Source organism: Labrys sp. Lb11 (assembly GCF_057554225.1).
Genome location: NZ_BAAJOT010000002.1, coordinates 850,102 through 874,335, shown reverse-complemented (window position 1 = coordinate 874,335; position 24,234 = coordinate 850,102). Strand labels below are relative to the sequence as shown.

At 69.8% G+C, this 24,234-nt stretch carries 19 protein-coding genes and 1 pseudogene; 10 read left to right on the top strand and 10 right to left on the bottom strand.

Annotated features, from left to right (window positions below):
• The first annotated feature begins 80 nt into the window (after positions 1–80).
• The 3 genes and pseudogenes from leuD to AC27L4_RS09155 form a co-directional block, all read left to right on the top strand.
• On the top strand, positions 81–689 hold the full coding sequence (gene leuD, locus AC27L4_RS09165; protein WP_487141777.1) for a 3-isopropylmalate dehydratase small subunit: 609 nt from the start codon (positions 81–83) through the stop codon (positions 687–689).
• Positions 690–965: 276 nt separating this feature from the next.
• The gene (gene htpX, locus AC27L4_RS09160; RefSeq protein WP_487141776.1) at positions 966–1,946 is read left to right on the top strand and encodes a zinc metalloprotease HtpX; all 981 of its coding nucleotides are present in this window, start codon (positions 966–968) and stop codon (positions 1,944–1,946) included.
• Positions 1,947–1,998: 52 nt separating this feature from the next.
• Positions 1,999–2,082: pseudogene (locus tag AC27L4_RS09155) on the top strand (type II toxin-antitoxin system RelE/ParE family toxin); the annotation flags it as partial.
• 8 nt (positions 2,083–2,090) lie between these two features.
• Here AC27L4_RS09155 and AC27L4_RS09150 read toward each other — a convergent pair.
• The 4 genes from AC27L4_RS09150 to AC27L4_RS09135 form a co-directional block, all read right to left on the bottom strand.
• On the bottom strand, positions 2,091–4,229 hold the full coding sequence (locus AC27L4_RS09150) for a CHASE2 domain-containing protein (protein WP_487141775.1): 2,139 nt from the start codon (positions 4,227–4,229) through the stop codon (positions 2,091–2,093).
• A complete protein-coding gene (locus tag AC27L4_RS09145) occupies positions 4,222–4,953 on the bottom strand; it encodes a Crp/Fnr family transcriptional regulator (protein ID WP_487141774.1) in 732 nt (243 codons plus the stop codon). Before AC27L4_RS09145 ends, AC27L4_RS09150 begins: the two co-directional genes overlap by 8 nt.
• Positions 4,954–5,106: 153 nt before the next feature.
• Complete coding sequence (locus AC27L4_RS09140; protein ID WP_487141773.1) at positions 5,107–5,919, bottom strand: DUF72 domain-containing protein; 813 nt, start codon at positions 5,917–5,919, stop codon at positions 5,107–5,109.
• A 209-nt stretch (positions 5,920–6,128) separates the two neighbouring features.
• The gene (locus AC27L4_RS09135) at positions 6,129–8,582 is read right to left on the bottom strand and encodes a hypothetical protein (RefSeq protein WP_487141772.1); all 2,454 of its coding nucleotides are present in this window, start codon (positions 8,580–8,582) and stop codon (positions 6,129–6,131) included.
• A 226-nt stretch (positions 8,583–8,808) separates the two neighbouring features.
• Here AC27L4_RS09135 and AC27L4_RS09130 point away from each other — a divergent pair, with 226 nt between their 5' ends.
• A complete protein-coding gene (locus AC27L4_RS09130) occupies positions 8,809–13,533 on the top strand; it encodes an alpha/beta fold hydrolase (RefSeq protein WP_487141771.1) in 4,725 nt (1,574 codons plus the stop codon).
• Positions 13,534–13,556: 23 nt separating this feature from the next.
• Here AC27L4_RS09130 and AC27L4_RS09125 read toward each other — a convergent pair whose 3' ends face one another.
• The 3 genes from AC27L4_RS09125 to cysK form a co-directional block, all read right to left on the bottom strand.
• Positions 13,557–14,837, bottom strand: a complete 1,281-nt coding sequence (locus AC27L4_RS09125; RefSeq protein WP_487141770.1) for a flavin-containing monooxygenase — start codon at positions 14,835–14,837, stop codon at positions 13,557–13,559.
• A gap of 80 nt (positions 14,838–14,917) precedes the next feature.
• Positions 14,918–15,502: an OsmC family protein gene (locus AC27L4_RS09120; protein WP_487141769.1), complete on the bottom strand. Its 585-nt coding sequence runs from the start codon at positions 15,500–15,502 to the stop codon at positions 14,918–14,920.
• 193 nt (positions 15,503–15,695) lie between these two features.
• Positions 15,696–17,210, bottom strand: a complete 1,515-nt coding sequence (gene cysK / locus AC27L4_RS09115) for a cysteine synthase A (RefSeq protein WP_487141768.1) — start codon at positions 17,208–17,210, stop codon at positions 15,696–15,698.
• Positions 17,211–17,567: 357 nt separating this feature from the next.
• Here cysK and AC27L4_RS09110 point away from each other — a divergent pair, with 357 nt between their 5' ends.
• The 6 genes from AC27L4_RS09110 to AC27L4_RS09085 all read left to right on the top strand — a co-directional run bounded on the left by AC27L4_RS09110 (position 17,568) and on the right by AC27L4_RS09085 (position 21,679).
• Positions 17,568–18,521, top strand: a complete 954-nt coding sequence (locus AC27L4_RS09110; RefSeq protein ID WP_487141767.1) for a helix-turn-helix domain-containing protein — start codon at positions 17,568–17,570, stop codon at positions 18,519–18,521.
• A 166-nt stretch (positions 18,522–18,687) separates the two neighbouring features.
• Positions 18,688–18,963 carry a hypothetical protein gene (locus tag AC27L4_RS09105; protein WP_487141766.1) on the top strand — a complete coding sequence of 92 codons (276 nt, stop codon included), beginning with the start codon at positions 18,688–18,690 and terminating at the stop codon, positions 18,961–18,963.
• 305 nt (positions 18,964–19,268) lie between these two features.
• Complete coding sequence (locus AC27L4_RS09100) at positions 19,269–20,039, top strand: ComF family protein (RefSeq protein WP_487141765.1); 771 nt, start codon at positions 19,269–19,271, stop codon at positions 20,037–20,039.
• Positions 20,040–20,101: 62 nt separating this feature from the next.
• Positions 20,102–20,359, top strand: a complete 258-nt coding sequence (gene grxC / locus AC27L4_RS09095; protein WP_487141764.1) for a glutaredoxin 3 — start codon at positions 20,102–20,104, stop codon at positions 20,357–20,359.
• A 10-nt stretch (positions 20,360–20,369) separates the two neighbouring features.
• A complete protein-coding gene (locus AC27L4_RS09090; RefSeq protein ID WP_487141763.1) occupies positions 20,370–21,218 on the top strand; it encodes a carbon-nitrogen hydrolase family protein in 849 nt (282 codons plus the stop codon).
• Entirely contained in the window at positions 21,215–21,679 is a 465-nt protein-coding gene (locus AC27L4_RS09085) for a DUF1178 family protein (protein WP_487141762.1), read from the top strand. The genes AC27L4_RS09090 and AC27L4_RS09085 overlap by 4 nt, the downstream gene beginning before the upstream one ends.
• Positions 21,680–21,713: 34 nt before the next feature.
• On the opposite strand, the gene ubiG is transcribed toward AC27L4_RS09085, so the two are convergent.
• From ubiG to AC27L4_RS09070, 3 genes are all read right to left on the bottom strand, one after another.
• Positions 21,714–22,466 (bottom strand): bifunctional 2-polyprenyl-6-hydroxyphenol methylase/3-demethylubiquinol 3-O-methyltransferase UbiG, encoded by a 753-nt coding sequence (gene ubiG, locus AC27L4_RS09080; RefSeq protein ID WP_487141761.1) that lies wholly within the window; start codon positions 22,464–22,466, stop codon positions 21,714–21,716.
• A gap of 72 nt (positions 22,467–22,538) precedes the next feature.
• Complete coding sequence (locus AC27L4_RS09075) at positions 22,539–23,084, bottom strand: isoprenylcysteine carboxyl methyltransferase family protein (RefSeq protein ID WP_487141760.1); 546 nt, start codon at positions 23,082–23,084, stop codon at positions 22,539–22,541.
• Positions 23,081–24,127: a type III polyketide synthase gene (locus AC27L4_RS09070; RefSeq protein ID WP_487141759.1), complete on the bottom strand. Its 1,047-nt coding sequence runs from the start codon at positions 24,125–24,127 to the stop codon at positions 23,081–23,083. The genes AC27L4_RS09075 and AC27L4_RS09070 overlap by 4 nt, the downstream gene beginning before the upstream one ends.
• Positions 24,128–24,234: the final 107 nt, after the last annotated feature.

Here is a 24,234-nt window from a genome sequence, read left to right as displayed (position 1 = left end):
CACCAGCGACCTTGCCGACGGGCCATGGAACCCCTAAAAGGTGCGCCGATCAAGCTTCAAGACCGTGGGGCTCCCAGGCCATGGACAAATTCACGACACTGACGGGCGTCGCCGCGCCCCTGGACATCATGAACGTCGACACGGACATGATCATTCCCAAGCAATATCTCAAGACCATCAAGCGCACGGGCCTGGGCGCCGGCCTGTTCGCCGAGATGCGCTTCAAGGACGACGGCAGCGAGAACCCCGACTTCGTGCTGAACAAGCCGGCCTATCGCCAGGCCAAGATCATCGTCGCCGGTGACAATTTCGGCTGCGGCTCCTCGCGCGAGCACGCACCCTGGGCACTGCTCGATTTCGGCATCCGCTGCGTGATCTCGACCTCCTTCGCCGACATCTTTTACAACAACTGCTTCAACAACGGCATCCTGCCGGTGGTGGTCTCGCCCGAGGATCTGGAGAAGCTGCTCGACGACGCCGGCCGCGGCGCCAACGCCACGCTGACCGTCGACCTGATGGCGCAGGAGATCCGCGGCCCCGACGGCGGCGTGGTCACCTTCGACATCGACCCGGCCCGCAAGGAGAAGCTGCTCAACGGCCTCGACGACATCGGCCTCACCATCGAGAAGAAGGCGCCCTCGATCTCGACCTTCGAGAAGAAGACCGCCGAGGCGCGCCCCTGGATCTGAGGGGCGGCAACGGCCCGCAGGGAGCCGCGTCGGTATGCGGCAGGGGAACGGCGCTGCGGAAGTGACCGGTCGCCGTTCCCGGGCGGGACCGCCGGCCTGACGGGCGCATCCCGCAAGGAGCCGGGGTTGTCCGTCCCGGCAAGCAATGCGAGGCTGCGTGCCTAGATCGGGCGATCGGCGGTTCGCGTCGCGGGACCGTCGGCAGGCCCTTGCAAGCGGCGCAAATCCCACCATCCTTATGCGTGACCCCGCGACGGGGCCGCAACGGGATGTCACATGAACTATTTTCGCACCGCCATCCTCCTCGCCGGCATGACCGCGCTGTTCATGGGCGTCGGCTTCCTGATCGGCGGTTCGGGCGGCATGCTGATCGCGCTGGCCGTGGCGGTCGCCACCAACCTGTTCGCCTTCTTCCGCTCCGGCGACATGGTGCTCGGCATGTACGGCGCGCGCGAGGCGAGCCCGGCGTCGGAGCCGGCCCTGCATGCGATGACGGCGGAGCTGGCGCGCCGTGCCGGCCTGCCCATGCCCAGGCTCTACGTCATCGACGACCCGCAGCCCAACGCCTTCGCCACCGGACCGAACCCCGACAAGGCCGCCGTCGCCGTCAATTCCGGCCTGATGCAGATCCTGACCCGCGACGAGGTCGCGGGCGTGGTGGCGCATGAACTCGCCCATATCAAGCATCGCGACACGCTGCTGATGACCGTGACGGCGACGCTGGCGGGCGCCATCTCGATGCTCGCCAATTTCGGCATGTTCTTCTCGGGCAACCGCGACAACAACAACGGCATGGGGCCGATCGCCACCATCCTGATGATGATCCTGGCGCCCTTCGCGGCGATGATCGTGCAGATGGCGATCTCGCGGTCGCGCGAATACGAGGCGGACCGGCTCGGTGCGGAGATCTGCGGCCAGCCGCTGGCGCTCGCCTCGGCGCTGGCCAAGATCCACAACGCCGCGCACCAGATTCCCAACCAGGCGGCGGAGGCCAATCCGGCGACCGCGCACATGTTCATCATCAATCCGCTGTCGGGCGCGCGGATGGACAACCTGTTCTCGACCCATCCCGACACCGAGAACCGCATCGCCGCGCTCGAGGAGATCGCGCGTCGCTCCGGCCCGCCGCGGCGGCCGGCAGGCCCCGGCTTCGTCGACGGCGTGACGCTCGACGATATCGGCCGCGAGCCCGGCGGACGGCACAATCCCTGGGGCGGGCAGGGGGCTTCGGAGCCGCGCAGGGGACCGTGGGGTTGAACAGGCTGCCGCCCGCGGCATCGCTCGTGGCGATCTTGCGTGATGACGACGAGATGCCGTCTACGGGCTGCACGCCTTCCGGAAGAAGACGCAGCAGACGGCAAAACGGGATTTGGACCTTGCCGCAGCGCGAGTGGTGACGGTTCAGGCCGAAGGGGGCGGGAGGGAGCTGCCGGTCCCCGCCGGTCCCGCCCCGCCGGCCGCCAGCGTCCGCACCCAATAGGCCGTGGCCGGATCGTCCGGCCAGTCGCGCGCCAGCGCCTCGAACAGCGCGAGGGCCTGCGGCGCACCGTCCTGCATCGCCGCATAGGCGGCGTCATAGGCGCGCCGGCGATCATCGGTGGCGTCGTCCGGCCAGGGACTGTAGACGGCGGTCGCCGCCGCCCGGCCGCGCAGCGTCACCGTGCCGAGGGGACGCAGGCGTTCGGGCTGGCCGATGGCGCCGGCGGCGCGGGCGCCCAGGCAGATGGTGGTGCCGAACTGCTTGTTGATGGCCTCGAGCCGCGCCGCCGAGTTCACGGCGTCGCCATGGGCGGTGTAGTCGAGATGGCCGAGGCCGCCGACGTCGCCGACGATCACCGGCCCGGTCTCGAAGCCGATGCGGGTGCGCCCGAAGCCGAGGCGCCGGGCATCCTCGCGCTCGCGGAAGGCGGCGGTGAAGCGGCCGATCTCGATCGAGCAGTCCAGGGCCGCCCGGGCGTGGCCGGGCACGTCGAGCGGCGCGTTGAACAGGCCGTGCACCGCATCGCCGACGATCTTGTCGACCATGCCGCCATGGCGGATGACGATGGCGCAGACCCCCTCGAAATAGGCGTCGAGCGCGCCGACCAGGGTGCGCGGCTCGGCGGTCTCCGACATGGTGGTGAACCCCTCGATGTCGGAGAACAGGGCGGTGACCTCGCGCAACTCGCCCTCGATCTTCAGCTCCTCGGGCGCGGCGGTGAGGCGGCGTACGATGGCGGGGGAGAGATAGCGGCCGAACTTGCGCTCGATGGCGCTGCGCAGCTTGCGGGTGCGGGCGAACAGCACCAGCGCCCCGGCGTTGAAGGTGGCGACGGCCGGGATCAGCGGTCCGGCCGGGTCGACCAGCAGGTCCATCCGGGCGAAGAGGGCAAGGGAGGTGGCGATCCAGGCGACGATGATCAGGGCCAGGACACCGGCAGCCGCCATCGGCCCGAGCATCAGGGCCGAGGCCAGGGCGATCAGCCCGAGCACCGCCGCCACCGCCGGTTCGACCACGCCGGGCAGGTCGATCCGCTGGATCACCCGGCCGGCCCGGATGTTCTCGACGATCTCGGCCTGGAGCTGCACGGTCGGCGTCAGCGGGTCGGCCGCCGTGGCGAAGAAGGCGCCGGCCTCCGGCGCGCTGGTCCCGATCAGCACGATGCGGCCGGCAAAGCGGCCGGCCGGCACCTTGCCGTCCATGACGTCGGCGGCAGAGACGGTGCGCGCCGGCCAGGTCGAAGCGGCAGCCAGATGCAGGCGCATCGTCGCGCCCTCGCGCAGCGGCAGCTTGAGCGGGCCGATCGACACCGCCTCGCCGTCGTCTTCCAGCACGAAGGTCGAGGCCTGCTCGGCGTCGCGCACCACCTCGAAGGCGAAGCCGGCATAGATTTCGCCGGCGCCGCGCACGAAGATCGGCGCGTCGCGCACCCGCGCTCCCGGCCCGGCGGATAGGGACAGCACGCCGACGGCTGCGGCGCTGTCGGCGAGCTGGGGCAATGGCGCGGCCACGCCGGCGGCCTCGCGCAGGCGCTGCTGGCCGGGCTTGCCGTTGACGACGATCGGCGCGGGGAAGGGGGCGGCGTCGCGGCTGACGTCGTCCAGCACCAGGCCGAGCACGACATCGCTGCGGGAGATGACGTTGGCAAGGTCGGTGTCGTCGTCGCGCAGCGTGTCGGCGAAGGCGGCGAGATCCTCGCGCCGCGCCTCCTTGGCGACGGCGCGCAGCACCGGCGCCGGCGCGCGGCGGTCGGCACCGCGCAGCAGGATGTCGAGGCCGACGACGGCGGGCTGTCCCTGCTGGACGCGTTCGACCAGGGCGGCCAGCATGCCGCGCCGCCAGGGCCAGGAGCCCTTGGCGGCCAGGCTCGCCCGGTCGAGGTCGACCACCACCACGCCCTCCGGCTTGCGGGCGGGTGGCACCAGCATACCCATCAGGTCGAAGGCGTTTTCGCGCAGCCGTGTCGCCGCGCCGCCGGGATCGGTCAGGAGGAAGGCCATGCCCAGGCCGAAGGCGACGAGCCCCGCCGCGATCGCCGGGCGGTGGCCGGGATCAGCCACGCCGTTCGGCCTTGTCGCGTGAGGCGTGCTCGCTGCTGGTCTGCGCCAGGCGCATCAGGGCCGGCACGTCGCATTGGATGATGGCGCCGCGCCGCTCGATGGCGCCCGCCGCCTCGAAGGCGGCGATCAGGCGGTTGACCTTGGGGCGGCTGGCGCCGACGAAACTGGCGATGGCGCCCTGCGAGATGGTCAGCGGCGCGATGCGGGCACCGTCGGGCCGGGTGCGGCCGTGGCGCTTGAGATGCCAGAGCAGGAAGCGGGCGACGCGCGCCTCGAGCGGATAGAGCGCGATCGATTCGAGCTGGTCGGTGGTCTCCCGCACGCGGGCGCACAGCACCTGCAGGATCGGCATGTGCAGGGCCGGACGCTCGGCCAGCAATCGGGCGAAGGGCGGCTGGCCGATGAAGCCGGCGACCACGGGCGAAGCCGCGACCGCATCGGCCGAGCGCCGGCCGCCGTCGATGACGGCGATCTCGCCGATGACGTCGCCGGCCTCGGCCTCGCGCAGGATCAGTTCGCGGCCCTCGGCCGAGACGATGGAAAGGCGGATGCGCCCCTGCAGCAGCACGATCATGCCTTCGCCGGGATCGCCGCGCAGGAACAGCGTCTCGCCGTCGGCATAGCGACGCTCCACGGCCAGGGCCACGACGGCGTCGAGATCCGCCTCGCTGACTTGCGCGAACAGTTCGAGGCGGGCGAGAGCGGCGCGAAGCGGCGTGGTCATGGGCACTCGGCTGGGGAACTGGCAAGGCGGGGCGGCACTATGCAGCCGAGGCGGCCGAACGGCAAATCCCCGGCCGCCCGGTCACGAAAATGTAACGCTCAAGCGCCGCGCCGAGCGGCCCTTGTCCAGAGGCTGCGGGGGCTCCCCGAGCTTCTAGCCGAGGCGCTCGATCATCGTCATCGCCGCGGCTGGGTTGCGCACCTTGAAGCCGCTGATGACATAGAGGAAGACGTCGCGCGCCCCGCCGCCGCCGGTTGCCGGCGGTGCCGCGGTCTGAAGGTCGGCCGGCGCCGTCCCCGCCGACCATTGGCGGGCCCGCTCGACCCACGCGCCGATCTCGGCGTCGGAATAGCCCTTCTCCTCGCTTTCGCGCGTACCCATCAGGCGGGCATAGACGAAGGGAGCGGTGACGTCGGCGATCTGCGGGTAGTCCGAATCGGCGGCGACCACGATGGCGACGCCGTGCTCGCGCGCCAGGGCGACGAAGTCGGGCGAGCGGAAGCTGTCGTGGCGCACCTCGACCGCATGGCGGATCGCCTGCCCGTCGACGCTCTTGGGCAGGAGCTTCAGGAAGGCCTCGAAATCGGCGGGGTCGAACTTCTTGGTCGCCGCGAACTGCCAGTTGATCGGCCCGAGCTTGCGCTTGAGCTGCGTGACGCCGCTGGTGAGGAAGCGCTCGACCGATTCGCCCGCCTCGGCCAGCACGCGCCGGTTGGTGGTGAAGCGCGGCCCCTTCAGCGAGAACACGAAGTCGTCCGGGGTCTCGTCATGCCATTTGGCGAAGCTCTCGGGTTTCTGCGAGCCGTAGAAGGTGCCGTTGATCTCGATCGAGGTCAGCTTGCTGCTGGCATATTCGAGCTCGCGCTTCTGCGGCAGGCCGTCGGGATAGAACGGGCCGCGCCAGGGCTCGTAGGTCCAGCCGCCGATTCCGATGCGGATGGTCGGCTTTGCGTCTGTCTGCGGCATGGCGGGCGTCTCCCGGGTAGCTTGAGCGAGGCGGCCGGCAGCCTACACCGAGGGGCCGGCCGGGCCAAAGCCGTCGGGGACGGTGCGGCCGGCCGGCGCGTGGTCCGACCATGTTGGGGGCACGGCGGCCCGCACGACGGAAGGGAGGGCGAGGCTTCCTCGCCCTTGCCGATCGCCCGGCGGCCGACCGCGGACCATGGGCTCGACCGTCAGGTCACCAGGAAATCGCCCGCCGTGAGCGCTGCATGGTTGCCGAGCGTCGCGATCTGTATCGCCCCGCCGGCGCCGCTACCGTTGGAATCGTAGAACAGCGCGCCCGTCGACGGATTGTAGACGATGTAGTCGTCGGCATCGGCTGCCGCCGCGCCGACGTGGAAGAAGGCTGGGTCCAGCGCGTGCGCGGCTCCGGCCCCGAGCTTGGTGAAGATCGCGTTCTCCAGCCAGATCGTGTCGTCGTTGCCGGCGACGTTGGAGAAATCCCGGATGGCGTCGCGGTTTGCCGTGGCGTTCGGCGCCGTGTCGAAGACAAAGCTGTCGTCGCCCGTGCCGCCGGTCAGGGCGTCGACGCCGGTGCCGCCGCGGAGCTGGTCGTTGCCGCCGCCGCCGTTGAGCGTATCGTTGCCGGCACCGCCGCTCAGCGTGTCGTTGCCGGCCATGCCGGCGAGCGCGTTGCTGAAGCTGTTGCCGGTGATGACGTTGGCGACGGCGCTGCCGGTGCCGTCGAGCGCCGTTGCGACGTTGGACAGCGTCAGGTTCTCGACGCCGGTGACGCGAGCGGTGTTCGACAGGCTGAGGCTGATCGTCGAGATGATGGTGTCGAGGCCATCGGTGTCGACGCCGGCCAATTTCTCGTAAACGCCGTTGTCGTCGACGGTGTCTCCAACGTTGTCGACGAAATAGACGTCGTTTCCGGAGCCTCCGCTCATGTAATCGGCGCCGCTGCCGCCATCGAGCCGGTCATTGCCCGCATTGCCCGACAGATAGTCGTTGCCGCCGCCACCCTTCAGGATGTTGGCGCCGTCATTGCCGGTTATGTAGTTGTCGCGATCGTTGCCGGTGCCGTTGATGTTGGCCCTTCCCGCGAGCGACAGGGACTCGACCAGGCCTCGCACCGCGGCGGTGTCGGCCAGGCTGAAGCTGATCGACGACGTCACGCTGTCATTGCCTCCGGAACCGGGGGAGGCCTCGTCGACCACGTCGCCGGCGTTGTTGACGACATAGTGGTCGCCGCCGGCGCCGCCCCGCATGATGTCGGCCCCCGAACCGCCGTCGAGACTGTCGAAGCCCGCCCCGCCGATCAGGGTGTCGTTGCCGGCGCCGCCGAAAAGACGGTCATCGCCGCCGCCGCCGTCGAGGACATTGGCGGCGCCATTGCCGGTGATCTGATTTCGCAGATCGTTGCCGGTGCCGGCGAGGGCGGCCGTACCCGTGAGCATGAGGTTCTCGACCTGCCCGAGGACGGAGGCGGTGTTGGCGAGGCTGAAGCTGATCGAGGCGACGACAAGGTCGTCGTTGGAGTCGCCGGTGGTCTCGTCGACGGTGTCTCCGGCATCGTCGACGAAATAGGTGTCGTCGCCGCCGTCGCCGCGCATCCAGTCCACGCCCGTGCCGCCGACCAGCCTGTCCTGGCCGGTCCCGCCCATCAGCATGTCGTCGTCCGCGCCACCGCGGAGAACATCGTCGCCGGCTTCACCCCGCAGCTCGTCGGAACCGCCCTCGCCGACGATGACATCGTTCCCGTCCAATCCGAATATCACGTCGCTCGCCGTCGAGCGGCCGCGCAGCGTGTCCCCGAAGCTGGAGCCGACGACGACCTCGATGCCGTCATAGGTGTCGCCGCGGGCGTCTCCCGCGGTGCCGCCGGTATCGAGGTCGAGGACCACGGCAGCCTTCGCATCCGTATAGTCGGCGATGTCGACGCCCGCTCCGCCGACGAGCGCATCGGCCCCCGAGCCTCCGAAGAGCCTGTCGTTGCCGCTGCCTCCGAAAAGACTGTCGTCGCCGCTCTTGCCGTGCAGGACATCGTCGCCGTCCATGCCGAAAATCATGTCGGCCGCAGCCTCCCGGCCCCTCAGGCCGTCCCCGAACCTGGAGCCGGAGACGGCCTCGATGCTGTCGAAGGTATCCCCGTTCGCGTCGCCGCCGGTGCCCCCGACATCGAGGTCGAGCGTCACCCCGGCACCGGCGCTCGAATAGTCGGCCGTATCGATGCCGATTCCGCCGCTCAGCCGATCGGCTCCGGCGTCGCCGCTGAGCCGGTCGTCACCGCCGCCGCCGAAAAGCTCGTCATTGCCTCCGCGCCCGCCGAGCAGATCGTTGCCGTCATTGCCGATGAGGACATTGGTCCCGTCGTCGCCGCCCAGGCCGTCGTCGAGATCGGAACCGGTGAGGTTCTGAATCGCGATATAGGTGTCGCCGGCCGCGTCGCCGGTATTGCCGGCGGAAAACAGGAGATCGGCCGCCACGCCGGCCAGTGCATCCTGATAGGACGCAGTGTTCACGCCGATGCCGCCGTTGAGGACATCGGCGCCGGCGCCGCCGATGAGAACATCGTCGCCCCCGCGGCCGTATAGTGTGTCGTCGCCATCCAGTCCGAAGATGAAGTCGATATCGACAGTGCCGCCGATGTCGTCGGCGCCGTCGGTCCCCCTGATGTTTGCCATGCCTGCGTCTCCTGGTTGATGGCTTCGGTGCCGGCCTCGTGCCGGACGGCCTGACGGCGGCACCGCGATCCCGACGTCACTGGCGGCGCACCGTGGAGACGAGCGTTGAAATCGACGTTGAAAATCCGCCGTTTCGACGAATCGACGCGGTCCGGTGGCGGAGACAGGCACTTTCCGCGATGGGACCGGGCTGCTAGATTCGAAGGCGGACGGGAGGCTCGCCGGGGTGTCGTTGGAGATTCGCGTTCTCGGGAGCCTGACCGCTTTTCGCGGCGGCGAGGCCGTCCTGCTCCCGCCCTCGAGGAAGACCCGCGCGCTTCTTGCCTATCTGGCGCTTGTCGACCGGCCGCAGCGGCGCGAGCGTCTGTGCGAGATGTTCTGGGAGATTCCGGACGACCCGCGCGGCGCACTCCGCTGGAGCCTCTCCAAGATACGGCAAATTCTCCCGTCGGGGCGCGACGGCATTCTGAAGGCCGACCGCAATGTCGTGGGCCTGGACACCAGCCGAATCATTGTCGACATCAAGCCGTTGCGCGAGCTGGGCCATCGCGACATCGAGGCTCTCGACACCGAAGCACTGGAGAAACTCGTCGGCCTCTTCCGAGGCGGCTTTCTCGATGACCTGTCGCTGCCCCGCTGCCCGGAATTCGAGGCTTGGCGGGTGGCGATCGGCGATGAACTCGGCGTGACGCGCCTTCGCCTTCTGCGCACGCTGATCGATCGCCTCGCCGACGAGCCGTCTCGTGCGCTGCCGCATGCGCACGCATTGCAGGCACTGGAACCCGATGACCACGGCGTTCGCGCCGAGATCCAGAGGCTGTGCGACGCTGCCCGGCAGTCGGTCCTGCTTCAGCGCAGGCCTGCGGAGGACGATGCGCACAGAGGGACGGTCCGGACCGGAGAACAGCCACCCCAGGTCGGAGGGACGCAGCTTCCCGCCGCGGAGAAGCCTCTCCTCGTCCAGGAAATCCGCGGATGCGTGACGCCCGATGGCGTTCGGCTCGCCTACGCGCTGAGCGGCGACGGTCCGCCCCTGGTCAAGGCGTCCCACTGGATGTCGCACCTGGAACGCGACTGGGACAGCCCCATCTGGAAGCACTGGATGGAAGCGCTTTCGGCACGCTTCCGGTTCGTGCGCTACGACCAGCGGGGAAACGGCCTGTCGGACCGCGATCCCGCCGATCTGTCCTTCGCAGCGATGGTCTCCGACCTGGAGAGCGTCGTCGACGCAGCCGGGTCTCGCCGTGTGTTCCTGCTCGGCATTTCGCAGGGCTGCGCGGTGTCCATCGCCTATGCCGCGCGTCACCCCGAGCGTGTGGCCGGCATGGTCCTGTACGGCGGCTTCGCCCGGGGCTGGCGCAAGAGGGCGGATGCGCGCGGGGCTGCCCGGCGCCAAGCCATGAGCGCGCTGATCCGGGAGGGGTGGGGGCAGGACGATCCGGTCTTCCGCCAGATGTTCACATCCATGTACATCCCGGAGGCAACGCCCGAGCAGAAGGAATGGTACAACGAACTGCAGCGTGCCACGACCTCCGCCGACGTCGCGCATCGGATATTCGAGGAAGTTGCCGACATCGACGTGGAGGCGCTCCTGCCCCGGATCCGCGTGCCGACGCTCGTCGCGCACGCGACACGCGACGCCGCCGTTCCGTTCGAGCTGGGGCAGGCGATAGCCGCCGGGATTCCCGGGGCGCGTTTTCTGGCGCTCGACAGCGCCAACCATGTGCTGCTGGCCCATGAACCGGCCTTCGCCACGCTCGTGGAGGAGGCGCACCGTTTCCTGACCGACCCGGAAGAGACGCGGCAGCTCGCCCTGCCGCGGACCAAGCTCGGGATCGACCGCTCGCGCCAGTACGTCACCGTGCTCGCGGCGGAGGTGGTGTCTCCCATGCACGTGTTCGAGACGGCCGATCCGGAAGTGGCGATCCGCCAGCTCCAGCCTGTCCATGATCGGCTGATCCAGGTGATCGAGGAGCATGGCGGCGTCGTGACGGCCGGCATGGACGGCGCCGTCACGGCAGCCTTCGGCTTGGCGAGAGCAACCGAAGACCATGCGTTCCTCGCCTGTCGCGCGGCCCTTGCCGCCAGGCTTGCCGTGGAGGATGCGTCGCGGGGAACCTCCCAGGTGAGGGCAGGCATCGATACCGGTGAAGTGATCGTTCGGCATCAGTGGACCGCCGACGGCAACCGCACGGAGCTGAACGGCCTCGCGCCGCGTGCGGCCAACCGCCTGATGCGGGCGCTGCACCGGGCAACAATTGCAGCCACAGCCCGGGCCCGCACGGCGGCCGGCGGCTACGCGCAGATGCAGCGCATGACACACTCCGAGTATCCACAACTCGGCCGCGACGAGCACGTCTATGAACTCCTGAGTGAGAATCAGGCGCTTTCGCGCTGGCATCTCAGGGCCAATCGCGGGCTGACCAAGCTCACCGCACGCGATACGGAACTCGAGAGCCTGCTCGCAGCATGGCGGCGGGTCAGGGAAGGCCAGGGGCAGGTCGTCGGCATCGTCGCCGATGCCGGACTTGGAAAGTCGAGGCTCGCGCACGAGTTCCTGGCTATCGGCGAGGTGGCCGCCTTCACCGTGCTCGAGAGCGGCGGCCTCGAGTTCGACTCGGCCGTCTCGCTGGGCGTCATCAAGAAGCTGCTGCTGTCCGCCTGCGATATTCGCGGCGAGGACGCGCTGCCTGAAGCGCGCGGCCGGTTTTTGCGAAAGCACGCGGAGCTGGGCCTCGACTCCCGCCATATCGCGCCGCTCTCCTTTCTTGTCGATCTGCCTGTGGAGGATGCCGATTGGCGACAGATCGATGCACGGGAACGGACGCGGCTGATCCGCGAGGCCGTCACCACGTTCCTGGTGGCGATGAGTCGGGTATCGCCCGTCGCCGTTCTGGTGGAGGATCTGCATTGGATCGATGCGGAGAGCGAGAAAGTCCTGGACCGGCTGGTCGAGACCGTCGGCGCCAACCGCATCCTGCTCCTCGCGACCTACAGGCCCCAATATCGGCACGGCTGGGGCAGGCGCGGCTATTTCCAGCAGATCAGGCTCGAGCGTTTCGTTCGCGAAGACGCGGATCGGTTCCTGTGCGAACTGCTCGGCCCCGATTCCAGCCTGCGCGAGTTGCGCCTTCTTCTTGCCGAACGCGCCGAAGGAACCCCGCTGTTCCTGGAGGAGATGGTGCGCGCACTCGCCGCAAGCGGCGCGCTTGCCGGCGAGCCGGGGCGATTCCGCCCCGTGGGCGCCATCGATACCGTCGTCATCCCGTCCTCGATCCAGTCGGTGATCGCCGCGCGCATCGGGCAGCTCAGCGATATCGAGCGGCAGGTCCTGCAGATCGCATCCGTGATCGGCAGAAACGTCCCGGCCCCCCTGATACGGCGCCTTGCACCGGAGACCGGGCTGGAAACGGCGCTGGACAGGCTCAAGGACCTGGAATTCCTCTTCGAGGTGCAGAGCTACCCGCATGTCGAGTACACGTTCAAGCATGCGCTGACGCTGAACGTCGCCTATGCTTCCCTCCTTGTGGAGGATCGCAGGACGCTGCACGCACGCGTGCTGGCGGCGATGGAAGCGCTTTACGCCGACTCGCTCACCCATCACATCGAACAATTGGCCGAGCATGCGGTCCGGGCCGAACGGTGGGAGACGGCCGCCCGCTGCCTGTTTGCCGCCGCGCAGCGGGCGGAGGAGCGCTCCGCCTATGCCGCGGCGGCGCAGTTCCTCGAAAACGCGCGCAGCGCGGTGGCTGCCTTGCCGCGGACGCCGGAGACCATCGCGCAGGCCATAGACCTGCGCGTCAGGATGCGTACCGCCTATGGCGTCCTGGGGGCCTATCGCAAGGCGCTGGAACCCCTGCTGGAAGCGCGCGGCCTGGCGGCGGAACTGGGCGATCGCCAGCGCATATCGGACGTCCTGCTGCATCTGAGTTACCTCAACAGTTGCCATGGCCGCTACGAGGAGGCGCTCGAACCGGCCGAGACGCTGAACCGAGACGCGTCGGCGGCCGGCATGGATCTCTGCATCGGCGAGTCCGACCTGGCCGCCTCGCAAGCCCATGTCCTGCGCGGCGAAGCGCGGCAGGTGCTGGCACGGCTCGCTCCTCACGAGGAGAATTTCACCAGCCGATGGCGCCATGAGCGGTTCGGCCAGATCGGCGCGCGCGCCGTCTGGTATCTGGGATGCCGCGCCCAGGCGGCGGCGCTCCTGGGCCGTTTCGGCGATGCCGATCGGGCCCTGGCCGAACTCCAACGCGTCGCCGGCGAGGTCGCCAGGCCGCTCGACACGTGCGGGGCAGCCTTCTTCTCCGGCTTCGTCGGTGTGCTGCGCGGTCCCGACCCGGACCTCGTCGCCAGCCTGCGTGACTGCGCCAAGGCGGCGGAAGCCGACGGCGTGCTCCTGGTGCAGCGTTGGCTTCTCACCATCCTCGGCCACGCCGAGTTCATGCTCGGGGAGACGGAAGCGGCCTATGCGACCCTCGAGACGGCGATCATCGAGGCGGAGCGGCTGGATTTGCCGCATTGGGAGTGCCACGCGAGGACCATGCTGGCCTATCTGCGCGCGCGGCTGCGCGAACCGGAGGCGGCGGCGAATCTCGCCCATGCCCTGGACCTGGCCCGGCGGCGCGCGGATCCCTGGAGCGAGGTCCTGGCTCTGAGGGGGCTTGCCGAGCTCAGATCGTCCAAGGCCTCCCTGGCCTTGCTGGAGGAGGCATGTGCGCTGGCGCGGGCGCGGGACCTGCGGCCGGAGCTTGCGCGGTCCCTCCGCGCCCTGGGATCGGCGCAGCATCGCGCCAGTATGGCCGCCGCGGCGTCGACCCTCGAAGAGGCCGCGGCGCTTTTCGGCGCGATGCGGCTGCGGGACAGCTTCCTCGATACCGGTGTTCCGGTTGCCGCCCGCGCCGCCGCTGCGCCATGGTCTCGGCTTGGCGGACCGCGCGCTGCGATTTGAGCGGGCGACGGCGGCGGGGGCAGCTACCGCAATCCCGGTGACGCTGATCGCCGTGGTCTCGTTTCCCGGCCGCGACAGCGGGCAGCGAGGTAGCCGTCGATGTGCGCGGCAAGGTCTTCCGCGTCGCGCCCGACGCCGTCGATGAAGCTGGAATTGCGCCGCCGCATGAAATTGAGCCCGAGCACATAGAGGCCGGGCATCGGGCAGGTGCCTCCCTCGTTCATGATCTCGCCCCGTGCATCGAGGACCGGCATGGTCAGCCAAGGATAGCTGCGGCGATAGCCGGTGGCCCAGATCACCGTCCTTATGTCCTTCCTCGCGAGATCCAGCCCGAGGGAGTCGGCCTGGAGAAGGACGGGCCTGGCAACCTCCTCCCTGTCTGCCTGCCCATATCCGCCCCTTTCGACCGCGGCATCGATACCGCCGAGGATGCGAGCCAGCCGGCGGTCGGCGGCGGCTGTCGTCTGCGCGAGGTCGCCGTCAAGCCGGACATGCGACCCGTCGATGCCCGACACGCGTCCTGCCAGTCGGACGCCCGCGCCATGCAGGACGGCAAGGTCGATCACGCGGTGGTCCGGGCTGCCGACGAGCTGCAGCGAGGGTTCCGTGCGGCCGGCGAGAATGTCCGGTACATCCGTCCTGGATCTGCTCAGGCTGCCGAGCCGGTCGAGCCACCACATGATGTCCCTGCCGCGATAGCGCCGGGGCACGCGCGTGTGCCGGCCGACGGACAGGGTGACCGGTCGCCCCGAGGCGCTGATCTCTTCGGCCAGTTGCACGCCGGTCGCGGAAGCGCCGACCACCAGGACGCCGCCATCCGCGAGCTGGCCGGGACAGCGATAGTCCGAAGGCACGACCTGCGTGATGCGCGGCGAGAGGCTCGATGCCATGGCCGGCACGCTGGGAATGTCGCAGTATCCGGTCGCGATCACCAGGACGCGTCCCGTCCATTCGCCCTGAGTGGTCACGAGACGATACCCGCCGCCGGACCGGCTGGCGGAGAGCACGTTCGCATCGCATGCCACGGGCGCGCCGACCAGGCGCGCATAGTCCCGCAGGAACCGCACCGTCTCCGCCACGGTCATGAAACCGTGCGGATCCGGGCCGCGATAGCCGCCTCCCGGCAAGCGAGTCATCCAGTTCGGCGTCAGGAGGCGAAGCGAATGCCACCGCTCGCTGCGCCAGCGCTCGCCGATCCGGCCGCGCTCCAGCACGACGTGGTCGATGCCGCGCACGGCAAGGCATCGGCTCATGGCAAGGCCGGCCTGGCCGGCACCGACAACAACGACATCCGTGCGCTTCATCTGGCTGGCAACGCGGCTCGGGCCGCATCGCGGGCCTCGATCCGGTCGAGGCGGCGATGCGGCTGTTCCGGAACGATGGCTCAGGCGTCGATGCTGACCGTGACGGGCACGCCGTTGGTCAGGACGTCGAACACGGCGGAGCGGGCGCGCGACTGCGTGACGATGTCCCTGAGCTTTTCCGCCGGAGCGTCCCCTTTCACCGAGACGCTGACGCGGACGCCCTGGTAGCCGTTGCGGACCTCCTCGGACAGACCGAGGATGCCGCGCAGGTCCATGTCGCCTTCGACCGTCGATTCCACCTCGTGCAGCGTCACGCCGCGGGCTGCCGCGATGTTGGCGATGCCTGCTGTCAGGCAGGAGGCGAGCGCATGAAGCAGGTATTCGACCGGCGTCGGGCCCTGATCCTGTCCGCAAAGCACGGCGGGGTGGTCGGCTTCGGCCTGATGGGAGAGCGCATGCGCGTGCTCCGCGCCTGCGCCGAAGAAATGCGCCATCGTGCTGGTGCTGTGCGTGCCGGACACCCAGCGGTTCCTGGCCCGAAACCTGAACCGGGCGAGATCGGGTTGCCCTGCAACGGCGTTGATGGTGGCGAACAGCGCCGGCGTGTCGACGCCGTTGCGCGGCGCCGGCGGTGCTTTCCTGCCCGCGGGCCTGTCGATCGTCATCGTGTCGTCTTGCATGTCACTCTCCTGGGGTGGGGGCGTGGCCGGGCTTTGCCCCGGGCCGACCCGATGTCTGCGCCGCCGGCGTGGAACGCGTCGTTTGAACGGCAGTGGAAATGGCGTGTTTTCGTCACGCCGGGTGATGAGAGGCGGCGCGGCTCTCTCATGTTCAAACGGGCTCTCCCGGACCTGCCGGTCACCCCTCGGAGGGCGGGCGTGACGCCTTGGACTGCATCCACCGGGGGAGCAGGCTTTCGGGATTCGGGCACGCGCCCTTGCGGTGCGGGGCACCGATCAAGTCCAGACGGGCGGCAAGCGTGCCGTCCCGCCAGGCGGCAAGCGTCTCCATGCAGCCGCCGACATGCTCGCCGCCGACGAAGACCTGGGGGATGGTCGGCGACCCGACCCGGGCCCTCAGGGCCTTGCGGATTTCGCCGTCCATCCCGTTCCTTCTGAACTCCGGCGCATCGATGTCGATCGACCGGTGAGCGATGCCGGCGTGGTCGAGCAGCTTTTTCACCGTCCAGCAGAATTCGCACCAGGCCAATGCGAACACGACGACCGCATGCCCGTGGTCGTGGATCGTTCGGTCGATCAGGGCGTCGGCCGCCGGATCGATCCGAATGTCGCCGGGGGGCGTGGCGGGCTGGGCAAAGGACGGCGGCCGGTCGAAGCGATATCCGGGCGTCGAGCGGGAGATGTGCTCCTCCTCAGGCGTCATCTCCTCGCTGACATGGTCGAACAGGACCGTGCTGAGATAACGCTCCCCGGTATCGGGCAGCATGCACACTATGTTCTGCGCCGGTCCCGGCCGCCGGGCCAGTTCGAGCGCGCCGGCGAGAGTGGCGCCGCCGGAGATGCCGACCAGGATTCCCTCCTCTTCCGCGAGCCTGCGGGCCGCGCTCAGGGCGCTACCGCCGGAAATGGGCAGGATCTCGTCGACGAGGCCATCGGTCATCGCCTCGCCGACGATCCGGGGGATGAAGTCCGGGCTCCAGCCCTGGATCGGGTGCGGCCGGAAGCGCGTGTGCGCCCGCGCCGGCCGGCCGTGTTCGTCGAAAGCCTGTGGTATGCCGCTCGACAGCAGCGCCGAGTTGTCCGGCTCGCACACCACGATCCGCGTTTCCGGCCGCTCACGCCTGAGGACGCGGGCGACGCCGGCAAGGGTTCCGCCGGTCCCCGTGCCCGTGACCCAGCAATCGAGGCGGCGGTCGTGGAAGGCCGCAAGGATCTCGCGAGCCGTCGTCCGGGCATGGATATCCGCGTTGACGGGCGTCTCGAACTGCCGGCAGAGGAACCATCCGTGCGTCTGCGCCAGTTCGGCCGCCTTGGCGATCGCGCCGCTGGCGCGTTCGACGGCGGGCGTCAGCACCACTTTGGCGCCGAAGAAACGCATCAGCCTGCGCCGTTCGAGACTGGCGTTTTCCGGCATGACGATGACAAGCGGATAGCCCTTCCTGGCACAGACCATGGCAAGGGCAATGCCGGTATTGCCGCTGGTCGCTTCGACCACGGTCTGGCCGAACCGCAGCGCGCCGGTCCGCTCCGCCTCCTCGACGATCGCCATGGCGAGCCGGTCCTTGACCGAGCCGCCGGGGTTGAACGCCTCGACCTTGGCGTAGAGCGAGGCGGAGCCGCCGCCGATGCGGGCAAGATGAACGACGGGAGTATCGCCGATCGTGTCGAGGATGCTGTTGCGGATGGCATGCATCGTACGGTCCCCTGGACGCTGTGGAGCGGGGCCGGCCCCCTCTCTCTCGTCCCCGTCGATGCAGGATGCGCGTGGTGCGCAGCGTTCGAGGAAGCATGGAAATTCGCCGCGTCCTCGTTTGAATCGGCATCCCGGCGCGGGACCCGGCGTATCGAGGCCGTGATGCCGGCGCTGGGCTCGATGCTTCGCCGCCGCGGGCTGGCGCGCACGGGCATGGCCGTCGCGGATATCAGCCGGACCGAGCCGCTGCGACGCCTCGCCGGAGGCGCCGGCCGGGCCGAAGCGGGGCGACAAAGCCGTTGTACGACAACCCCGCGATGCGCTATCCCGGTCGATGATCCTTCACGTCATCGTGCCATGCCGACCTGGTCGACGGACATCGTGCCCAAGTCCGAGCGCTTCGCCTATTGGCGGGAAGTGCGGGCGAAGAACCTGTTCGGCGTGACCGCCGAGCTGGAACGCGATGCGCATGCATCGTTCCGGGGCTCGTTCTCGGCGCTGCCGGTCGGGCCCGCCAGCGTGGTGGAGGTGCATGCCTCGCCCTATCGCGTGATGCGCCACGCGGCGGACATCGAGCGGACGCCCAGCGACAGCCTGTGCATCTACCAGCAGACCGATGGCGGCGGCTGGTTCGAGACCGGCGGCGGCGAGTTCATCGTGCCGAGCGGGGGGCTCGCCGCCAGCTATTCGGATCTGCCCTATCTCACCCGGCCGACCACGCGCGGCGGCTATCATTTCCGGATCGTGAAGATCCCGTTCTCCGTCTGCAAGCCGCTGTTCGACTGTCGGCGGATGACGCCGGGGCTGGTGCGCGAGGACACCGGCCTGGCGCCGATGCTGGCCGCCTGCTTCGCCAGCTTCGTGCAGCAGGCGCCGCGTCTGCACGGCGAGGCGGCGCAGGTGGCGATCGAGACGCTGGCCTGGCTGGCGCTCGGCGCCCGCGGCCAGGGCGGGCCGGCCGACGAGCGGACGCTCGCCGCTCAGCGGGAGGGCCGCCTGCAACTGGCGAGCCGCCTGATCGACAGGCATCTTCGCTCCCCGAACCTGTCGGTCTCGAAGGTGGCGGGCCTCATGTCCATCTCCGAGCGGCAACTGCATTCGCTGTTCGAGCCGACCGGCGTCAGCTTTTCGCGCACGGTGACGCTGCGCCGCGTCGCCCTGGCGCGCCAGCGACTGGAGCAGGGAGCCGACGCTTCGGTGGCCGCCACGGCCTTCACGTGCGGCTTCGACAGCCTGGCCACCTTCTACCGGGCCTTCAAGGCGGTCTACGGCGTGGCGCCGCGGGATTTCCTGCGCCGGTCGCGAAGCTAGGACGCGCCATGTCGTCTTGCGCAAATCGAGACGTCTTCCGCAGGCATTGAGACGACAGGCGCGGCCGCCGCGGGCCAATCTGCGGCACCGATCGCCGCGGGTGAGCGCTGGCGGCGTCGGCGGCAGGGCGGCACGGGCTCGTCGGGATCAGCGCAGGGAATGTGTCATGACCGTCTTCTTCAAGGCCGCCGCCGTGGCATCGGCGTTTGCGGCGCTCATCGCGGTGGGTCCCGCGTCCGCCAACTCCGACGATGCCGCCTGGATCAAGAAGTGCGTCTCCGACAATGCCGACCAGAACCAGTCGGCGCAGACCGTCGCCGTCTATTGCACGTGCATGAACAACAAGATGTCGTCCGACGAGACCTTGTCGATCACCGCATGGGAGAAGACTCATCCGGCCGAGCAGGAGTCCTGCTCGAAGGAGGCCGGCTGGAAGGGGTGAAGCCGATCCGGGCGCGCGCGAAAACGCCGCCTGCGTCAGCCTTGCGGCCGGGGCGGCATGCCTTGCGTCCGTGACCTCGCCGCTCCGGACCAGCCCTGTCCACGCGCCCAGGACCGCGGCGCGCGGCGTTCCCTCACGGCCGGGCTCGTCCTGTCCATCCGCATGCGACGGTTGTAGTCCGCCCGCGACGAGCAGGCGCATGTGGGTGGCCAGGACCGGCCCGGCCATGGGATTTGCGTGCGAGCGCGGACGGACTGTTCAAGGCCGCCGCGCAGTGCTTCACTCGTGCCCGGGCTGAGCGCGGCATGAGCATGGTCATCGCGGACCTCACCTGGGCCGAACCGTTGCGGCGCCTTGCCGGGCGTGCCGCCGATCTGCTGCTGCCGCCGCGTTGCCCGGCCTGCCTTGTCCCGACCGGCTCGCATCGCGCGCTCTGCCCTGCCTGCTGGGCCGCCCTGCCGCTGATCGAGCGGCCCTATTGCGAACGGCTCGGCATTCCCTTCGCCTTCGATCACGGCGACGGCGCTCTGTCGGCGGAGGCGATCGCCGATCCGCCGGCCTTCGGCAAGGCGCGCATGGCGGCGCGCTATGACGGCGTCGCCGTCGACCTCGTGCACCGGTTGAAATATGGCGACCGCGTCGACATCGCGCCCGTGCTCGGCGGCCTGATGGCACGGGCGGGCGCGGATATCCTGCATGGCGCGGACCTGGTCGTGCCCGTGCCGCTGCACCGGTGGCGACTGTGGCGGCGGCGCTTCAACCAGTCGGGCCTGCTCGGCCAGGAGATCGCCCGCCTTTCCGGCGTGGCCTACGACCCTTTCCTGGTGGTGCGCCGGCGGCGTACGGTCCAGCAGGTCGGGCTCAGCCGCAACGAGCGCGCCCGCAACGTCCAGGGCGCCTTTGCCGTGCCGGAGACGCGGCGGCCGGACCTGAAGGGGCGGCGCATCGTGCTCGTCGACGATGTCATCACCACCGGCGCGACGGTGGAGGCGGCGGCGCGGACGCTGCTGCGCGCCGGCGCGGCCAATGTCGACGTGCTTGCCTTTGCCCGGGCCATGCGCGGCGGAGTCGAGTAGGTGCCTTGTGAGGCGAGGGCAAAAGCCTATATGTTCTGTGTATCCAATACTCTGGGTGCCCCATGCCACCGGTCGTGATCTACACCAAGTCCACCTGTCCTTATTGCGATGCGGCCAAGGACCTTTTGCGTCGGAAGAACGTTCCCTTCCAGGAGATCGACGTCGGTGGCAAGCCGCAGGAGCAGGCCGCGATGAGCGTGCGCGCGCATGGCCGCCGCACCGTGCCGCAGATTTTCATCGGCGAGATCCATGTCGGCGGTTGCGACGATCTCCATGATCTCGACGCCGCCGGCAGACTCGATCCGTTGCTCGCGGCCTGAGGAGGACATCATGCGTTTCGTCGCCGCCTGCCTGCAGATGCGCTCGACCCGCAAGCCTGCTGCCAATGTCGACACCGTCGCCCGGGCGGCGCGCGAGGCCAAGGCGGCCGGCGTCGCCTATTTGCAGACGCCGGAGATGACCACCGCAGTGGAGCGGGACCGGGCCGCCCTGATGGCGGTGATCGGCGACGACCAGGTCAATCCCGAGCTCGACGCCTTCCGCGCCATCGCCCGCGACAACGGGCTGGTGCTGCATGTCGGCTCCATGGCGGTGCGTGTCGGCGACAAGGCGCGGAACCGCGCCTTCGTGATCGACGGGCAGGGCGAGATCCTCGCCGTCTACGACAAGATCCATCTGTTCGATGTCGATCTCGCCGGCGGGGAAAGCTGGCGGGAGTCCAACTCCTATGATGGCGGCGGCAAGGCCGTGCTGGCGGATCTGCCGTTTGCGCGCCTGGGCCTCGGCATCTGCTACGACGTGCGCTTTCCCCAGCTGTTCCGGGCCTATGGCGACGCCGGCGCCGAGGTGATCTCGGCTCCCGCCTGTTTCACCCGCCAGACCGGCGAGGCGCATTGGCACGTGCTGCAGCGGGCGCGGGCGATCGAGAACGGCGCCTTCATGATTTCGGCCGCCCAGGCCGGGCTGCACGAAGACGGACGCGAGACTTTCGGCCATTCCCTGATCGTCGATCCGTGGGGGCGGGTGCTGGCCGATGCCGGCAAGGAGCCGGGCCTGATCATGGCGGAGATCGACGTCCACGCCGTGGCGGCGACGCGCGGCAAGATCCCCAATCTGAGGAATGCGCGGCCGTTCGAGGTCGAGTTTGCCGAAAGCACTGTGATGAGGGCGGCCGAGTGATCCGTTATGCCCTGGCCTGCGACAAGGGCCACGACTTCGAAAGCTGGTTCCGCGATGCCGCCGCCTATGACGCGCAGGCCGAGCGCGGGTTCCTGAGCTGCCCGACCTGCGGCTCGAACAGCGTCAGCAAGGCGATCATGGCGCCGCAGGTGGCCCGCAAGGATCGCGCCCAGCGCCGTGCCGAGCCGGCGGCGGGCCCGGAGGGAGCCGAACAGCCGGTGGCGCTGGTCTCGCCGCAGGAGGCGGAGCTGCGCGAGAAGCTGCGGGAGTTGCGCAGCACCCTGATCCGCAACTCGGACGATGTCGGCAAGCGCTTTGCGGACGAAGCCCGCAAGATGCATTTCGGCGAGATCGAGCACCGCTCGATCCATGGCGAGGCGACAGCCGAGGATGCGCGCGCCCTGATCGAGGACGGGGTGGAGTTCTACCCGCTGCCGGGCGTGCCGGACGAGCGCAACTGACCGGCCGGGGCCTGAGCCGAAGGTCGTCCGGCTCTCAGGGCCGCGCCAGCGTCATCATGTAGTTGACGTCGAGGTCCGACCCGAGCCGCCACTGGTCGCGCAGCGGGTCGTAGACGACGCCGCGACGGTCGACGGTCTCGAGGCCGGCGGCGGTCGTCGCGGCCTCGATCTCCGCCGGCGTCACGAACTTGTCCCAGCGATGCGTGCCCCGGGGCAGCCAGCCCAGCACATATTCGGCCGCGACGATCGCCAGCGCATGCGCCTTGAGCGTGCGGTTGAGGGTGGAGACGATCAGGAGGCCGCCCGGCCTGACCAGGCCGGCACAGGTCGCGAGGAAGGCGGCGGCGTCGACGACATGCTCGACGATCTCCATGGCCAGCACCACGTCGAAGCGCTCGCCGGCGGCCGCGATCTCCTCGGCTGCGGCGCAGCGATAGTCGATGGCGAGGCCCGAGCGCGCCGCATGCAGCCGCGCCGCTTCGATGCTGGCGGCGGCGGCGTCGAGGCCGGTGACGGTGCCGCCCAGCCGCGCCAGCGGCTCGCTGAGCAGGCCGGCGCCGCAGCCGATGTCGGCGAGGGCGAGGCCGGCGAGGCCGTCCAGCGCCTGGGCATCGCGCCCGAACCGGTCGGCGATCCGGTCGCGGATATAGGCCAGGCGCACCGGGTTGAGCCGGTGCAGCGCCTTCATGCTGCCGCGCGGGTTCCACCAGTCGGCGGCGAGGCGGGCGAACCGGTCGATCTCGCCGGCGTCGATGGAACCTGCCGCCGCATTCGCATTCCCAGACATGACCCATCGTCCTTCGGAAGAGACCGCCGGGGTATAGCCCATTTCGCCGCAGCGGCAATCGCCGGCTGTGGTTCAGGCCTGCCGGGGCTGCTCAGGCTCGCAACTGCGGGCGGGTTCCGGAGACCTGCCGAGGGCCCGCTCCTCGGCGCGGATGCGGATGGCGAGCAGGCCGGCATTGGCGAGGCTGAAGGCGACGGCATAGCCCGCGAGGCCGAAGGCGAGGGGCAGCACCAGGATCTCGCCGGCCACCACCGCATAGTTGGGATGGCGCAGGATGCGGTAGGGGCCGCGGCTGACCAGCCTCTCCCCCGGCACGACGAGGATGCGCGTGGTCCAGCGCCGCCCGAGGCTCGCCAATGTCCACGCCCGCAGCCCCTGCAACAGGCCGAACAGCGCGAGCCAGCCGAGATCCGGGGCCCTGGACCAGGCGAGCAGCCACAGGCCGGCGAGCCAGGCGGCATGCAGGGCGACGATCAGCGGATAGTGGCCGGCGGCATGCTCGACGGCGCCGGCCCGCCGCAGCCGGGCCGTGTTGCGGCGGGCGAAAGCGAGCTCGGCCAGCCGCTCGGCCGTGACGAAGGCGAGGACGGCGGCGGCGAGCGGGTCGGGCGCGGTCATGCCGGAACCAGGCTGGCGCAGCTGAGGGTGAAGCCCGGCCCGAGCGCGGTGAGCGCCATGCGGCCGGGCGGAGGGGCGGCGAGCACGCGCTCGAGCACGAACAGGGCGGTGGGCGCGGACATATTGCCGAAATCCTCCAGCACGGCGCGCTCCTCGACCAGGGACCCGCCTTCCAGATCCAGGGCCGTCTCGATCGCCGTGAGCACCTTGGTGCCGCCGGGGTGGCAGACGAAGCGTCCGACATCCGCTCGCGACAGGCCCTGGGCGGCCAGGATCGCGTCGACGGCGGCGGCAAGATGCTGCTCGGCGAAGGGCGGGATGGCCCGGTCGAAGATGACGCCGAGCCCCTCGGCGTCGACGGACCAGCCCATGATGTCGAGCGTGCCCGGCCAGGTGCGCTCGCCCGCTCCCTCGACGGCGAGCAGGCCGCCCGGGCCGGCGCGCAGCACCGCGGCGGCCGCACCGTCACCGAACAGCGCGACGGCGACGAGGTTGGCCTTGTCGGCCTTGTCGAGTCGTACCGACAGCGTGCAGAGCTCGACCACCACCAGCAGCACGGCCGATCCCGGCCGCGCTTCGGCCAGGCGGGCGGCCAGCGACAGGCCGGTGACGCCGCCGGCGCAGCCGAGCCCGAAGACCGGGATGCGCGAGGCGTCGGCGCGGAAGCCCATCCGCGCCGCGGCGCGCGCCTCCAGGCTCGGCGTGGCGACGCCGGTCGAGGACACGGTGACGATGGTGTCGATGTCGCGGCCTGCGAGGCCGGCCTGGTCGAGCGCGCGGCCCGCGGCCTCGGCGAACAGGTCTCCCGCCACCTCCAGATAGGCGGCGGAACGGTCCGGCCAGCCATGTGCGTCGAGATACCAGGCGATCGGCCGCGCCGCCCGGCGCCGGCGGATGCCGGCGTTGTGGAAAATGCCCTCGAGCCGGCCATAGTCGCGCATGCGCGGCGCGAAGATGCGGGCGGCCTGTCGCGCCACCTCCGCCTGGTCGAGGATGTGCGGCGGCGCGGCGGTGGCGAGGGCGAGGATGCGGGCACGCGGCATGGAAACTCCGGTCCGGGCTGGGGGACGTCCTCGCCGGTGAACACGGACGCGGCGATATTATTCGCGCTGCCGTCATTATGTCGCGCCAAGATGGCGGGAGATGGCGG